The sequence below is a fragment of the Mycobacterium farcinogenes genome, assembly GCF_019739075.1.
Taxonomy (GTDB): domain Bacteria; phylum Actinomycetota; class Actinomycetes; order Mycobacteriales; family Mycobacteriaceae; genus Mycobacterium; species Mycobacterium senegalense.
This window is the reverse complement of the sequence record NZ_CP081673.1, coordinates 56,780-70,575: the sequence shown is the minus strand read 5'-3', so window position 1 is coordinate 70,575 and position 13,796 is coordinate 56,780. Positions and strand designations below refer to the sequence as shown.

Below are 13,796 nucleotides of genomic sequence, written 5' to 3'. Positions count from 1 at the left end.
ACATGACCGAACCCGCTGAAGTCGATGCCATGTTCAACGAGGTGTTGCGCACCGAGGACGCGGCGCTGGCCGCGGCGCGCCAGTCCGCGCACGCTGCCGACATGCCGGCCATCGAGGTGTCGGCCCAGCACGGCAAGCTGCTCTCGCTGCTCGCCACGATCTCCGGCGCGACGCGGGTGCTCGAGATCGGCACGCTGGCCGGCTACAGCACCATCAACCTCGCCCGCGGCGTCGGACCGGACGGCAGCGTCGTCACCCTCGAAGACGAGCCGCGGCATGCCGAGGTGGCCCGTGCCAATCTGACCCGGGCCGGAGTCGCCGACCGGGTCGAGGTGATCGTCGGTGCCGCGCTCGACACGTTGCCGCGGCTGGCCGAGCGCGGTGACGTATTCGATCTGACGTTCATCGACGCCGACAAGGAGAACAACGTCCGCTACGTCGAGTGGGCGGTGAAGCTGGGCCGGCCGGGCTCGATCATCGTGGTGGACAACGTCACCCGGTTCGGTCGGGTGCTCGCGCCGGCGGCCGATGACGCACAGGCGCGGGGAGTGCGCGACATGCTGGAGATGATGGGCAGCCATCCGCGGTTGGACACGGCCGCCATTCAGACCGTGGGCACCAAGGGCTGGGACGGGTTCGCTGTCGCGCTCGTGCGATAACCCGCTCTGACCGCCCCCTGAAACGCCGCGAGCGTGCGCAATCTGCTGGTGGTTGACGGTGTGTCGACCAGCAGACACGCACGCTCGCGGTGCTCGGGGTCAGGCCAGGGAGTCCTGTGGCTCGCGCTGGACCGGCTTGGGCCAGGGCTCCGGCTTGGGCCGCTGACGCACGATCTGTGGCCACCAGAACCACTTGCCCATCAGGGCTGCGATGGACGGGGTCATGAAGGACCGGATGACCAGGGTGTCGAACAGCAGGCCCAGGCCGATCGTGGTGCCCACCTGTCCGATCACGGCCAGTTCGCTGACCGCCATCGACATCATGGTGAACGCGAACACCAGGCCGGCTGAGGTGACCACCGAGCCGGTGCCGCCCATGGCGCGGATGATGCCGGTGTTGAGGCCGGCGTGTATCTCCTCTTTGAATCTGGAGACCAGGAGCAGGTTGTAGTCGGCGCCGACGGCCAACAGGATGATCACCGACATGGCCAGCACCATCCAGTGCAGTTCCAGGCCGATCAGGTGCTGCCAGATCAGTACGGACAGGCCGAAGGATGCGCCGAGGGAGAGCACCACCGTGCCGACGATGACGGCGGCGGCCACCACGCTTCGGGTCAGGATCAACATGATGATGAAGATCAGGCAGAGCGAGGCGATTCCGGCGATCAGCAGGTCGTAGTTGGCGCCTTCCTGCATGTCCTTGAACATGGCCGCGGTACCGCCGAGGTAGATCTTGGAGCCCTCGAGCGGGGTGCCCTTGATCGCCTCCTTGGCGGCCAGCTTGATGGGTGCGACGTGCGCGACGCCCTCGGGGCTCATCGGGTCGCCCTCGTGGCTGATGATGAACCGCACCGCGTGCCCGTCAGGCGAGAGGAACATCTTCATGCCGCGCTTGAAGTCGGGATTGTCGAAGGTCTCCGGCGGCAGATAGAACGAGTCGTCGTTCTTGGCCGCGTCGAAGGCCTGACCCATGGCGGTGGAGTTGTCCTGCATGGCCGCCATCTGATCCTGCAGACCGCCCTGGGTGGCCTGCATGGTCAGCATCATGGTCTTCATCGTCTTCATGGTCGCGATCATCGGCTGCATGTTCGCGATCATCACCGGGATCAGCGCGTTCATCCTGTCCATGTCAGGCACGATCTGCTCGAAATCGGCTGTCATGGTGTCGATTCCGTCGAGGGTGTCGAACACCGACCGGATCGACCAGCACATCGGGATGTTGTAGCAGTGCGGTTCCCAGTACAGGTAGTTGCGGATCGGCCGGAAGAAATCGTCGAAATCCGAGATGTGGTCGCGGAGTTCCCTGATGTCGTCGACCATGCCGTGCATCTTGCCGACCATGCTGTTCATGACATCGCGCATCTGCTCCATGAGCGCGATCATCTTGTCCATCGTGTCGATGGTGACCTGCATTTCGTCGGCCTGCTTGAGCATGTCGGCCATGCGGTCCTGCATGTACTTCTGATTCATGGTCTGGGTCGTGCCCTGCATGCTGATGTTGAACGGGATCGAGGTGTGCTCGATCGGCGTTCCCTGAGGGCGCGTGATGGCCTGCACCCGGGAGACCCCCGGCACGCCGACGATGCGCTTGGCGATCCGCTCGATCACCAGGAAGTCCGCGGAGTTGCGCAGGTCGTGATCGCTTTCGATCAACAGCAATTCGGGGTTCATCCGGGCGGGGGAGAAGTGCCGGTCAGCGGCCGCGTAACCGGTGTTGGCCGGCAGGTCCGGCGGCAGGTACTTGCGGTCGTTGTAGTTGGTCTTGTACCCGGGCAGGGTGAGCAGACCGACCAGGGAGACGGCGATGGTGGCGATCAGGATCGGTCCGGGCCACCGCACCACTGCGGCGCCGATCTTGCGCCAGCCACGAGTCCGCATGGCGCGCTTGGGTTCCAGCGTCTTGCCGAACCTGGTGACCACCGCGATGATCGCCGAGCCGAGGGTGAGTGCGACCAGCACCACCATCACCATGCCGATGGCCAGCGGGATACCCAGGGACTGGAAGTAGGGCAGCCGAGTGAAGTGCAGGCAGAACGTGGCGCCGGCGATGGTCAGGCCCGACCCGAGGATGACGTGGGCGGTGCCGTGGAACATGGTGTAGTAGGCCGACTCTCGGTCTTCGCCGACACTTCTGGCCTCTTGATATCGGCCTATCAGGAAGATCGCGTAGTCGGTGGAGGCGGCGATGGCCAGCATCACCAGCAGGTTGGTGGCGAACGTCGACAGCCCGATGATGTTGTAGTAGCCCAGGAATGCCACCAGACCGCGCGCGGCCGACAGTGACAACACCACCATGAACAGGGTGAGCAGCACCGTGATGATCGAGCGGTAGACCGTGAGCAGCATGATGATGATGACCACGAACGTCAGCGCGGTGATCATCTCGAGGCTGCGGTTACCGGCGATCTCCTGATCGGCCGACATCGCGGCCGGGCCGGTCACGTAGGCCTTGACCCCGGGTGGGGCCTGGACGCTCTGGACGATCTTCTCGGTGGCTTCGACCGATTCGTTGGCCAGCGCCTCGCCTTGGTTACCGGCGGTGTAGACCTGAACGTAGGCCGACAGACCGTCGGAGCTCTGCGCGCCCGAGGCGGTCAGCGGGTCGCCCCAGAAATCCTGCACATGCTCGATGTGCTTCTTGTCCGCCTCGAGCTTCTCGACGATCTGGTCGTAGTACTTGTGCGCGTCGTCGCCCAGCGGCTGGTCGCCTTCGAGCACGACCATCACCGAGCTGTTGGACTTGAACTCCTGGAATACCTCGCCGACCCGCTTCATCGCGATCATCGACGGCGCGTCGTCCGGCGTCATCGACACCGAACGCATCTTCCCGACCTCTTCGAGCTGGGGAACGATCACATTGAGGACGGCGATGACGGCGATCCAGCCGATGATGATCGGCACTGCCAGGCGCCGGATCCACTTGGCGATCCCGCCGTGGTTGCTGTGCGCTGGTGGGGAGGCGACCGGGATCGAGTCGGTCGGGGCGTCGTAATTGCTCATGCAGATTTCACCAAGCAGAAGGTCTGGGCGTTCACGCCGTTGGAGGTTCTCTCGTCCTTGAGTTCGTCATCGACGGTGATGCGGCAGCTGATCGTGTCGCCGTTGCCTTGGGCGACGATGTTGGGAAAGACCGAGGGCGCGGTGGACTCCAGCCGCAGCGTCCACGGCAGGGTCACCCCGTCGATGCGCTGGGGCTGGGCGTCGAGGTCGAGGTAGTTCACGTCGGCGGTGGCTCCGGGCACGCCGTAGATCTCGTAGACCACGACCTTGGGGTCGAACGGCTTGGTGTCATCGACCTTGGCGCTGGAGATGCCGGTACCGTCGCCGGCGCCGAAGAACGTGCGCACCCGCATCACCGTGAACCCGCCGACCACTACCACCGCGGCGATGATCAACGGAATCCAGAACCGTCTCAACAGCTTCATATTTGCTGGTCGGCCTTTCGGAGGTCAGGTACGCGGTGACGTACGGGCTAGCTGCGCAGCTCCATTGCCACTTCGTGATCATGTCGGCGTCGGCGGATTCCCGCCAACATCTTTCTACGTCGACGTCCAGGGGGAGTTCCCCGCCGGAATCGTCCCGGAAAGGACTGACCGACATCTCAGAGAGCAGCCGGCTGCCCGGCGCACTCATGGCGGTGATGTCGGCGATCAGCCGGCTCTGCTGTGCCAATGGGATGAAGGGTAGTACGCCCTCCACGCTCCACAGGGTGCTCCGGTCGGTGTCGAATCCGGCGCCGACGAGTGCGGTGGCCCAGTTGCCGCCGATGTCGGCGGGGACGCCGTGGACGGCGACCGTCGGGGCGGTCCCGGCCAGGGCGTCGGTCTTGACCTCGAGGATCGCCGGGTCGTCGACGACGAACACCGTGGTGCCCACGGGCCAGGGCAGTCGATAAGGACGTGGGTCCAGGTCGGACGCCAGGAAAACCACCTGTTCGAGGCCGGTTTCGACGGCCGCCAGCAGATAGCTGTCGAGGAGGTCGGCCCGTGGCGCCAGGCATGAGCTCGGCATCAGCACTCCTCCCCGCAGATTCCTTGCCGGATGTAAAGTGAAACCTATACAGTCGGCTAACTTCGATCAAGTTAGTTCGGCTATTGACGCTGTGATCTAGACCGCGTTGGGTACGCTCAGCGCGACGGAGGGACGGGTGTGGCAAAGGCTGTTGCGCCGCGTGGCTTTGCGCGCGAACGCGTGCTGGAGGCGGCACTGGGTCTGTTCGCCGAGCACGGCGTCAAGGGCACGTCGCTGCAGATGATCGCCGATCGCCTCGGCGTCAGCAAGGCCGCCGTCTACTACCAGTTCCACTCCAAGGACGAGATCGCGCTCGCGGTCATCCAACCGGTCTTCGACGACATGACGCGGCTGGTCCGCATCGCCGAGGCGATGTCCACGCCCGAGGCCCGGCGGGAGGCGGCCGTCAGCGGCATGGTGGAGATGGCGGTGCGGCATCGCCGGGTCACCGCGGTGTTCCACGGCGATCCCGTCATCGACAGCCTGGTGCACAGCCGGGACGAACTGCAGGACACGATCGAACGGCTCACCGGGATCCTGCTGGGCCCCGAACCCGACACTGCCGACCGGATCTGTATGTCGGTACTCGCCTCAGGCGTCTACGGCAGCGCCACCGACCCCAGCCTCAACGATGTCTCCGACGAGGAGCTGCACCGCGTGCTGCTGGACTGCGCGCAGCGGCTGCTGCGTACGCCGGCCACGCCCGTCGCGTCCGCCTGACCGATCCCGGACCAACCCCGCTTCTAGCCCCGCAGCGCCGACGCGAAGATCGCCGGCAACTTGCCCCAACCGGGTGCTCCGGCGAAATCCACCAGCAGCCGACCGGTTGTCGCCGCGGTGCGGTTGTTGACGAACCAGGGCGGCTTCGGCGACAACGACCACTCGCCGCGGAACACCGAACGCGGCGCGGGCCGGAACGGGCCGCGAACGACGGTGCGCTCGGGACCGTCGAGCAGAAAAGCGTTGTGCACCACGCCGGTTCCGCTCTGGATGTCATTGCGCTGGTGCCCGGGAAACGCCCCCCAGGTCGCGGTCGGTGTCAGGTAGCCGACGCCGGTCCACGCGTTGATCGCGATGGTGCCGTACCGCAGCTTCTCGACGAGGTCGTCGAACGCGTCGCCCATGCCCTTGACGGTGTCCGGGTGAGCGATGATGTTTACCCCGAGGGTGCCGACGAACTCGTCGTTGGCGACCCGCACCGCCTGGGCGAAGAACTGTTCGGCGGAACTGTCGTCTTCGGTGTCGAGTTCGATCACGCCGAGCACCGGGCCGAAATACTCGGTGCGCAACAGCGCTTCGCGATCGACCGGATCTACCACCAGGACCCGTGCGCCTTTCGAGCCCAGGTGCTGCGCGTCCGGATACGACGAATCCGCGCCGGCCACCCTGACGTCGGAGCCGGGATAGTAGGCCGGCCGAGCCGGTGCGTCGTCGACGGCCTTGCGGATCGCCGCGATGAACTCGTCGCGCTGGGCCCAGCGCTTCGGCAGCACCACCACCTGTGCCGCCACGCAGTTGTAGCCGTTGTTGTGCAGCCGTTGCGTGGCAATGTGATTCGCCTGGAACTCGATGTCGGCACTGCTCCACTGGCCGGGCAGCACGATGGTCGGTGAGACTCCGCCGAGCTCGGCGGTCATGTCCTTGTCGAGCACCGGTTCGTCGGCGGCCTTGCGGCGGGCGCCCTCTTCTCCGGTGCCGAACACGATGGCGTCGTACGTCAATGCGCTGCCCGTCATGTGCACGTGGTCGACGAGCTTGTGCCGCACCAGGTACGTGCCGGCCTCGGCGCCACCGGTGAGGATGCGCACCGCGCCGACCGCGATGAACGGAGCCAGCACCTTGGTCAGCACCGGTAGCAGCGGATCGGTGATCGGGTTGAGCTTGAGCGCCACCACGCGGTTGTGGGCGTAGAGCTCGTAGATGGTGTCCAGCGGTGCGATCGAGAAGATGTTGCCCGCGCCCAGAACCGCGCCCACACCGGGGGTGCGGGACGGGTCGAGCTGGGCCAGGCCGGCCGACCGGATCGCCTCGGCCTTCTCGATGCCGGGCTGCAGCCACACCTCGGCGCTGAACCCGGACAGCAGCAGCTGGTCGAACGTGTTGAGCGGCAGGGCCTTTACCGTCGTCCGCCCACCCGGGGCGGAACCGAACACGGCGCCGTCGAGGGGGCTGCGGCCCGCTTCCAGCTTGGCCAGGCTCTCCGACAGGGCGGCCAGCCCGGCCACCAGCGAGTACGGACCCGACATCCATTCCTCGCCGACCAGCGGTGAAGCCGGATCCAGTTGTTTGATGCCCACGGCGGCGTCGACCCACTCGGAGGCGTGGCGCACCGTCAAGGAGCGGACCTCGTCGAGCAGCCCGCGCCGGGCCGCCAAGGACAAGCAAGCCCAGGTCTTTTCACCTTCGACGAGCTCTGCGAGGGCCTCGTCGATCTGCGTTTCGGTCATATCAGCTCACGCTCTTGTCGAAATTGCACCAATGCGTCGATCGCAGCGTACTGCTCGAAGGCCGGCGGTCCGGCCCCATTCGTGCCCGCCTACCACCGGCAGAAGTCGGCACCCGAACCTGAGTCGACGGCCCGAAAGGCCACCAGATGACGCTGCCACCACGGTAGTGGCGCCGCCAGCACGGGATCGTTCGTCGCGTCGTTCACCACTTGAGGCGGCCCGCCGTGCAGGTAGGCGATCCGGACGCCGGTCACCCCGGCGTCCCGCCACAGCGTCACCGTGCGGCGCAACTCCAGCCAGGGAATGCGCACCGGTGGGTCCTCGGTCAGCCAACGGGTCTGTCTCAGAAGGTAAGTCGTGTCGCCCGCGTACTCGGGCAGCTCCAGCCCGACCACGGTGACGGTGTCTCGCAGGTAATCGGTCAGCTCGAAGCGGGTGACGCCGGGCAGCAGGTGATTGGTGGTGCCCTCTTCGGTGTGCAGGTTGCTGAACATCGAGAAGTTCGCCACGGTCTTGAGCCCCACATACGGCGTCATCCCGTTGGCGAATGCCAGCAGCGGCGCGGCCAGCAGCGCCAGGGGGCGTAGGTGCCAGCCGGGGGTGGTGACACCGGCCGCCTGCGCACTGCGGTAGCCGCGCAGCACGGCGACCATGACCGGGAGCACGGCGGCGAACCAGGTCAGGACGAGCAGGGTGTGCCACGGCAGGCCGATCGGGCTGTCCGGCGATTCGGCCGAACTCGAGACCGCGCTCAGCAGCACGTGGCCGGCGAAACCCGCGAGCGCGACGTAACGCAGGGCGGGTCGGCGCACCGCCGGGGTGGCGAACGCCTCGGCCGGAAGCAGCAGCACGTACACCGCGAACACGACGGTGGCGAAGTCATAGAACGACGACAGCGCCAGTATCGAATGAAAGGCCACCCCGATCAGCACGCCCCAGAAACGCATGCGCGGCACCGCCAGCAACACGAAGATGACGGCCTCGATCGCCACGGCCGCAATGGCGACCACCTGGCCGACGGCCGGCCCCGGCACGGCATCGCCGAAGCCGTTGAACGAGATGATCTGGCCGAACAGTTCGCCGCCACACGAGGTTCTCGGAGAGAAGTAGGCGGTGTTCAGCTTGTCGAACACCGTGAACAGATAGATCACGAGCAACGCCAGGCCGACCGGACTGCGGGCGGCGTCCAGCCAGCGCTCGACAAAGCTGTCCGGTACCCCGGACCGATTTCTCACCGCCCATGCCCACACGGCCGCGGTGCCGAGCCCGACGGCGACCAACAAACTCAGCACCAGATGGTTGGACGCGGCAGGCAAATCGAGCACGGCTACGGTGGCCCCGGCCGCCACCGCCAGGCCGGCCGCGGGCACCGAGCCGGGAAAGACCAGGGCGGGGAGCCCGGCCAGTAACGCGGGTGCCACCGCGAGGGGCTGGCTGTCGGAGTAATGGAAGACCAACGCCATCGCGAAGAGTGTTGCGAACCAGCCGAGTTGCCGACGTGCACCGGTGGGGTCTTCTGTTCGGGCGTTGCTGCGCCACCGCATTGAGACGACTGTACTTGGCGACGGCCGCGCGTTGCCGACGCCCGCCGCCGACGCCGGTTCCGCGGCGTAATCTGAGAGGTGATGGATGGGTGCGGCACGGCCCAAACGCCTTGCCGTGTAACGGAAAGGATAAGAAAATGAGTGCAGTCCATTCATCAATCGACCTGCATCCGGACATCATGGCCCTACGCGCGGGCTACGACCGGGTCGCGGAGTCGATGGCCGCGCAGGTCACCTTCGGCCTGACATTGCTGACGGCGATGTATGTCGCGCTCTCCCCCTGGATCGTCGGCTTCGACGCATTCAACAGGCTCACGGTCAACGACCTCATCGTCGGAGGGGCGATCGCGTTCCTGTCCATGTGTTTCAGCTTCGCGCTGGACCGTGCCCACGGCATGACCTGGACCCTGCCGATCTTCGGTGTCTGGCTGATCGTCTCGCCGTGGGTGTTCGTCAGTGGGCCGACCACCGGCATGATCTGGTCGCATGTGATCAGCGGTGCGCTCGTGATGGTGTTGGGCTTCAACGCGATGTACTTCGGGATGCGGGTGCGCAATTCGGAAGCGCGGCACGCATAGCCGCCAGTAGGCGCGCCGGACTGCCCAGCCGGTGTCCGGCTGGAGGGGATACCTGTGTGCCGGTACCGGCCCGCGAATCGCACGATGCGTCAATTCGCGCCCCGGTCCGTGTTCTGCGCCATATCCTGGGCAATCGCAGGACTTCACAAGACGGCGATGGTGAGTACGAACTGCTGAGATGAAGCTGGCGGGGCGGGAACAAGAACTGGCGACGATCCGTCGCTGCCTTGGTGGGCCGGGAGGCCACCACGGTGTGGTGATCGTCGGCAGTGCCGGCGTCGGGAAGACCCGGTTGGCCCGCGAAGCGCTGAGCCACGCCGCGACGTCCGGGCACCGCACCAATTGGTTCGTCGGCACCGAATCGGCGCGAGCCATCCCGCTGGGGGCGTTCACCGGATCGATCAGCCAGAGCATGTGCGATCCGCTGCCCGACGTGCGACGCGTGATCGATTCGTTCGTGACCCAGCAGCGCATGGGCAAGGTCGTCATCGGCGTCGACGACGCCCACCTGCTGGATCCGCTGTCCGCGCACGTCGTACACCAGCTGGCGCAGACACAGGGGGTGCGTCTGGTCGTCACCGCACGTTCGGGCGGCCCGGAGCCCGACGCGGTGACCGCGTTGTGGAAGGACAGCCTGCTCGACCGGATCGACCTCGAACCGCTGTCGGTCGACGCGGCCGCCACGCTGATCGAATCCGCGGTCGGTGGACCGGTGGACAGCCGCAGCGCCCGCCGCTTCTGGAAGCTGACCGGAGGCAACGCGCTGTACCTGCTGCAGTTGCTGAAAGACCAGATCGCGGCCGGACGGATGCACAAATCCGCCGGGGTGTGGATGTGGGACGGCGATGTGGCCGTGTCCCAGAGCCTCTCCGACATGGTGGGGCGTCGTCTCGGGGAGCTCGAGCCCGGCATGGCGCTGGTGCTCGACACGCTTTCGCAGTGCGAGCCGCTCAGTGTCGACGTGCTGGTCGATCTGGTCGAGCCCGCTGATCTGGAGGCCGCTGAACAGATGCATCTGGTCAGGGTCGAACGGGTCGGGCGCCGGCTCGTGGCGACACTGGCGCACCCGCTGTACGGCGAACTGCGCAGGGCCACAGCCGGTGAGATGCATCTGTCGAGAATTCGCGGGCAGCTCGTGCGCCGGCTGGCGTCGGAGCCTGACGGCGATATGCGCGCGACCGTGCGCCGGGCTCTGCTGGCGCTGCACTCCGACCAGCCACCGGACCCCGAGCTGTTCCTGACCGCGGCCCGGTGTGCCACGGTCTTGCTCGACCCCGACGCGGCGGACCGATTCGCCGCTGCCGCAGCCGAATGCGGGGCGCCAGAGGCAGCACCGATGCGGGCGGTGACGCTGGTTCTGTTGAGCCGGGGCGAAGAAGCCGAGGCGATCCTGCGTGAGATCAGCACCGACGGCAGGGCGGACAGTCACCACTGGGCCACGCTGCGGGCCGCGAATCTGACCTGGATGCTCGGGCGGCCGCTCGACGCCCGCGCGATCCTGGAAAAGCTTGCCGATGAGGCCGAATCCGATCGGCAGCGGATGGAACGGCTGGCCATCCAAGCCTGTGTCGACGTGGTGCTCGGCCAGTGTGCCAGCGCGGAGCAAAACGCCAAGGCCGCCTTGGATTCCGGTGGGCTGCACCATATTCACTCGCTGATGGCCTCGATCGCGTTGATGATGGCCCTCGGCGCCCTCGGACACGTCGACGAGATTCGCGATGTCGCAGACCGGGCTGTCGAGAACGCCAACACCTCGTTCGAATCCTCGCCCCTGCGATTCTGGTTCGGTGCGGTCCACGCCCGCGCGTGCCGGCTGACCGGCCAGATCGAAGACGTCACGGAGATGGCGGCACGGCTGGACGAGTCGGCGCGCGATGTGCCGGGGCTCGTATACGCCAACCTGGCCTACCTGCTCGGCCACGCCGAACTGGTGCGCGCTGATCTGGCCGCCGCCGTCAAGCATCTGCACGAGTCCTACGCTGGTGCCGAAACTCACGACATCACAACCGGTTTGCGGGTTGCCAGCTGTTTCTCGCTGGCCGAGGCGTACGCCAAGCTCGGCCAGGCCGGCGCGGCGGCGGAAGCCCTGGCCCGGGCCGCCGATCGGGTGCCCGAGGACTACGTGTTCATGAACACCGCGATGTCGGTGGCCACCGGATGGACGCTGGCCGCCGGTGGCGCTCTGGCCGATGCCATCGACGTGGTGCGCACAGCGGGTCGCGCCGCCGCCGAACGCGAACAGCCGACGCACGAGCTGCTGTGCCTGCAGACGGCCGCGCAATGGGGCGACGCGTCGGGCGTGACCCGTGCACGCGAACTCGCGGACGCGCTGAAACTACCCTTGGCCGATACCGTGGCCCGCCACATCGAGGCGCTGGCGGCCGATGACGGCGCCGGATTGCTCACTGCCGCAGAGGGTTACCGCGCCATCGGTGACCGGGCCACCGCCGCGGACGCCGCCGCGCAGGCCGCGGTGGCCTTCGGTCGTCATGGGCAGGGCAAGCGCAGCGCGTACGCGGCGGCTGTCGCGCAGGAGGGCGCCGACGAATGCGGCGGGCTGTGTACTCCGGCCCTGCGCAACCCGGCCGGGCAACCGCTGACCGGAAGGCAGCGCGAGATCGTCGAACTCGTTGTCGCGGGGCTGTCCAACAAACAGATCGCCGAGCGGCTGGTGATGTCGGTGCGCAGCGTCGAAGGCCACCTCTACCGGGCCAGTCAGCGGGTGGGGGCGAGCTCACGCGAGCAACTCGCGGCCATCATCCGTCGCGGCCCGAAGGGTACTCAGTGATTTGTGCACGATTTTCCGCGGTCAGCGCGGAAAATCGTGCACAAATCGCGTCTAGTTGCAGACGGCGCCGACGGCAGCCGACTGGACCAGCTTGGTGTACTTGGCCAGCACGCCCGTCTTGTAGCGCGGCGGGAGCGGCTCGAAACCGGCCTTGCGAGCCTCGAACTCGGCCTCGTCGACCAGCACGTCGAGCGTTCCGTTAGCCACGTCGAGGCGGATCCGGTCACCGTCTTTGACGAACGCGATCGGCCCGCCGTCGACGGCCTCGGGGGCGATGTGCCCGACGCACAGGCCCGTCGTCCCGCCGGAGAACCGGCCGTCGGTCATCAGCAGCACGTCCTTGCCCAGCCCGGCGCCCTTGATGGCACCGGTGATGGCCAGCATCTCGCGCATGCCCGGGCCGCCCTTGGGGCCCTCGTAGCGGATCACCACGACGTCGCCGTGCGTGATCGTGCCGTCCTCAAGTGCGTCCAGCGCAGCCCGCTCGCGCTCGAAAACCCTTGCCGTACCTTCGAAGACGTCGGACTCGAACCCTGCGGACTTCACCACGGCGCCTTCGGGAGCCAGCGAGCCGTGCAGGATCGTGATACCGCCGGTCGGGTGGATCGGGTCGTTCATCGCCCGCAGCACCTTGCCGTCCGGGTCCGGGGGAGCGATGTGGGCGAGGTTCTCGGCCATGGTCTTACCGGTGACCGTCAGGCAATCACCATGCAGCAGACCGGCGTCGAGCAGTGCGCGCATGACCACGGGCACGCCACCGATCTCGTCGACGTCCTTCATCACGTGGCGGCCGAAGGGTTTCACGTCGGCCAGGTGCGGCACCTTGTTGCCGATGCGGGTGAAGTCGGCGAGCGTCAGCTCGACCTCGGCCTCGCGGGCGATCGCCAGCAGGTGCAGCACGGCGTTGGTCGACCCGCCGAACGCCATCACCACGGCGATGGCGTTCTCGAAGGCTTCCTTGGTGAGGATGTCGCGGGCGGTGATGCCGCGGCGCAGCATCTCGACGACTGCCTCACCCGAGCGGCGGGCGAACTCGCCGCGCCGCTTGTCCACGGCCACCGGAGATGCGCTGCCCGGCAATGACATACCGAGTGCCTCGGCCGCCGAAGCCATGGTGTTGGCGGTGTACATGCCGCCGCAGGCGCCCTCGCCCGGACAGATCGCGCGTTCGATGATGTCGACGTCCTCGCGCGACATCAGCCCGCGCACACACGCACCGACCGCCTCGAAGGCGTCGATGATCGTGACTTCCTTCTCGGTGCCGTCGGTGAGCTTGGCGACACCCGGCATGATCGAGCCGTTGTAGAAGAACACCGAGGCCAGGTCCAGGCGGGCCGCGGCCATCAGCATGCCGGGGATCGACTTGTCGCAGCCGGCGAGCAGCACGGTGCCGTCCAGACGCTCGGCCTGCACCACGGTCTCGACGCTGTCGGCGATCACCTCACGGGACACCAGCGAGAAGTGCATGCCCTCGTGGCCCATCGAGATGCCGTCGGAGACCGAGATGGTGCCGAACTCCAGCGGGTACCCGCCGGCCTCGTGCACGCCGGCCTTGACGTCCTGGGCCAGCCGCTGCAGCGACATGTTGCACGGCGTGATTTCGTTCCATGACGACCCGACGCCGATCTGCGGCTTGACCCAGTCGTCGTCGCCCATCCCTACCGCGCGCAGCATGCCTCGGGCTGCGGCTTTCTCCAGGCCGTCGGTGACGTCGCGGGAGCGGGGCTTGATGTCAGGCTGGTCAGACATGAGGCTCAGTATGCCCCTCG

The 13,796-nt window shown here is 66.9% G+C and carries 10 protein-coding genes; 4 read left to right on the top strand and 6 right to left on the bottom strand.

The window, feature by feature from the left end:
- Positions 1-2 precede the first annotated feature (2 nt).
- Positions 3-659, top strand: a complete 657-nt coding sequence (locus tag K6L26_RS00275) for an O-methyltransferase (protein ID WP_221852384.1) — start codon at positions 3-5, stop codon at positions 657-659.
- Between the two features lie 99 nt (positions 660-758).
- Here the strand turns inward: K6L26_RS00275 and K6L26_RS00270 are convergent, their stop codons facing one another.
- The 3 genes from K6L26_RS00270 to K6L26_RS31565 are packed head-to-tail and all read right to left on the bottom strand — an operon-like array spanning position 759 to position 4,670.
- On the bottom strand, positions 759-3,659 hold the full coding sequence (locus K6L26_RS00270; RefSeq protein WP_064917847.1) for an MMPL/RND family transporter: 2,901 nt from the start codon (positions 3,657-3,659) through the stop codon (positions 759-761).
- Positions 3,656-4,033 (bottom strand): MmpS family transport accessory protein, encoded by a 378-nt coding sequence (locus K6L26_RS00265; protein WP_080989724.1) that lies wholly within the window; start codon positions 4,031-4,033, stop codon positions 3,656-3,658. Before K6L26_RS00265 ends, K6L26_RS00270 begins: the two co-directional genes overlap by 4 nt.
- Entirely contained in the window at positions 3,948-4,670 is a 723-nt protein-coding gene (locus K6L26_RS31565; protein WP_245008662.1) for a class I SAM-dependent methyltransferase, read from the bottom strand. Before K6L26_RS31565 ends, K6L26_RS00265 begins: the two co-directional genes overlap by 86 nt.
- Before the next feature lie 138 nt (positions 4,671-4,808).
- Here K6L26_RS31565 and K6L26_RS00260 point away from each other — a divergent pair, with 138 nt between their 5' ends.
- Complete coding sequence (locus K6L26_RS00260) at positions 4,809-5,390, top strand: TetR/AcrR family transcriptional regulator (RefSeq protein ID WP_036390562.1); 582 nt, start codon at positions 4,809-4,811, stop codon at positions 5,388-5,390.
- A gap of 23 nt (positions 5,391-5,413) precedes the next feature.
- Here K6L26_RS00260 and K6L26_RS00255 read toward each other — a convergent pair whose 3' ends face one another.
- Together K6L26_RS00255 and K6L26_RS00250 are read right to left on the bottom strand one after the other, a co-directional pair.
- Complete coding sequence (locus K6L26_RS00255; RefSeq protein ID WP_221852382.1) at positions 5,414-7,117, bottom strand: aldehyde dehydrogenase family protein; 1,704 nt, start codon at positions 7,115-7,117, stop codon at positions 5,414-5,416.
- An 89-nt stretch (positions 7,118-7,206) separates the two neighbouring features.
- The gene (locus K6L26_RS00250; RefSeq protein WP_221852380.1) at positions 7,207-8,661 is read right to left on the bottom strand and encodes a hypothetical protein; all 1,455 of its coding nucleotides are present in this window, start codon (positions 8,659-8,661) and stop codon (positions 7,207-7,209) included.
- 137 nt (positions 8,662-8,798) lie between these two features.
- Between K6L26_RS00250 and K6L26_RS00245 the strand changes: the two genes are divergently transcribed.
- Both K6L26_RS00245 and K6L26_RS00240 read left to right on the top strand, forming a co-directional pair.
- On the top strand, positions 8,799-9,239 hold the full coding sequence (locus K6L26_RS00245) for an SPW repeat protein (protein ID WP_043370161.1): 441 nt from the start codon (positions 8,799-8,801) through the stop codon (positions 9,237-9,239).
- Positions 9,240-9,417: 178 nt separating this feature from the next.
- Positions 9,418-12,027, top strand: a complete 2,610-nt coding sequence (locus tag K6L26_RS00240; protein ID WP_043370163.1) for a LuxR C-terminal-related transcriptional regulator — start codon at positions 9,418-9,420, stop codon at positions 12,025-12,027.
- 51 nt (positions 12,028-12,078) lie between these two features.
- On the opposite strand, the gene ilvD is transcribed toward K6L26_RS00240, so the two are convergent.
- The gene (gene ilvD, locus K6L26_RS00235; RefSeq protein ID WP_036390556.1) at positions 12,079-13,776 is read right to left on the bottom strand and encodes a dihydroxy-acid dehydratase; all 1,698 of its coding nucleotides are present in this window, start codon (positions 13,774-13,776) and stop codon (positions 12,079-12,081) included.
- Between the last annotated feature and the right edge of the window lie 20 nt (positions 13,777-13,796).

Coding starts and splice junctions, on each gene's coding strand:
- K6L26_RS00270 (WP_064917847.1), bottom strand. CDS start 3,659: ATGAGCAATTACGACGCCCCGACCGACTCGATCCCGGTCGCCTCCCCA.
- ilvD (WP_036390556.1), bottom strand. CDS start 13,776: ATGTCTGACCAGCCTGACATCAAGCCCCGCTCCCGCGACGTCACCGAC.
- K6L26_RS00275 (WP_221852384.1), top strand. CDS start 3: ATGACCGAACCCGCTGAAGTCGATGCCATGTTCAACGAGGTGTTGCGC.
- K6L26_RS00245 (WP_043370161.1), top strand. CDS start 8,799: ATGAGTGCAGTCCATTCATCAATCGACCTGCATCCGGACATCATGGCC.
- K6L26_RS00240 (WP_043370163.1), top strand. CDS start 9,418: ATGAAGCTGGCGGGGCGGGAACAAGAACTGGCGACGATCCGTCGCTGC.
- K6L26_RS00250 (WP_221852380.1), bottom strand. CDS start 8,661: ATGCGGTGGCGCAGCAACGCCCGAACAGAAGACCCCACCGGTGCACGT.
- K6L26_RS31565 (WP_245008662.1), bottom strand. CDS start 4,670: ATGCCGAGCTCATGCCTGGCGCCACGGGCCGACCTCCTCGACAGCTAT.
- K6L26_RS00255 (WP_221852382.1), bottom strand. CDS start 7,117: ATGACCGAAACGCAGATCGACGAGGCCCTCGCAGAGCTCGTCGAAGGT.